Annotated in this window: 4 tRNA genes; all 4 read left to right on the top strand. The window is 57.8% G+C overall.

The features are described 5' to 3' along the window. The first annotated feature begins 31 nt into the window (after nt 1-31). The 4 genes from V7E45_RS40485 (at nt 32) to V7E45_RS40470 (ending at nt 391) form a co-directional block, all read left to right on the top strand. A tRNA-Gln gene (locus V7E45_RS40485) sits at nt 32-103 on the top strand. A gap of 21 nt (nt 104-124) precedes the next feature. Continuing rightward, nucleotides 125-197 (top strand) — tRNA-Glu (locus V7E45_RS40480). Nucleotides 198-226: 29 nt separating this feature from the next. After that, nucleotides 227-299 (top strand) — tRNA-Glu (locus V7E45_RS40475). A 20-nt stretch (nt 300-319) separates the two neighbouring features. Further along, a tRNA-Gln gene (locus tag V7E45_RS40470) sits at nt 320-391 on the top strand. The last annotated feature ends 38 nt before the right edge of the window (nt 392-429 follow it).

The raw sequence follows: 429 nt of genomic DNA, 5'->3' as shown, positions 1-429 counted from the left end.
AACGAGAACCCCTTAGGGGCTTGAGTTCCAGTGGCCTATGGTGTAATTGGCAGCACGACTGATTCTGGTTCAGTTAGTCTTGGTTCGAGTCCAGGTAGGCCAGCTCGCAGAGCTCATCTGCAAAGCCCCCGTTGTGTAGCGGCCTAGCACGCTGCCCTCTCAAGGCAGTAGCGCCGGTTCGAATCCGGTCGGGGGTACGGATCTCGATCAGTACGAGATCGCTAGGGCCCCCGTTGTGTAGCGGCCTAGCACGCCGCCCTCTCAAGGCGGTAGCGCCGGTTCGAATCCGGTCGGGGGTACGACTGGTCTAAACCATCATTGGTCTATGGTGTAATTGGCAGCACGACTGATTCTGGTTCAGTTAGTCTTGGTTCGAGTCCAGGTAGACCAGCTCGGATCTGCGGAAACGTAAGATCCTCGCCCCCGTTG

The sequence above is a fragment of the Streptomyces sp. IBSBF 3136 genome, assembly GCF_036815105.1.
Taxonomy (GTDB): Bacteria; Actinomycetota; Actinomycetes; order Streptomycetales; family Streptomycetaceae; genus Streptomyces.
This window is presented reverse-complemented; position numbering and strand designations above follow the sequence as displayed.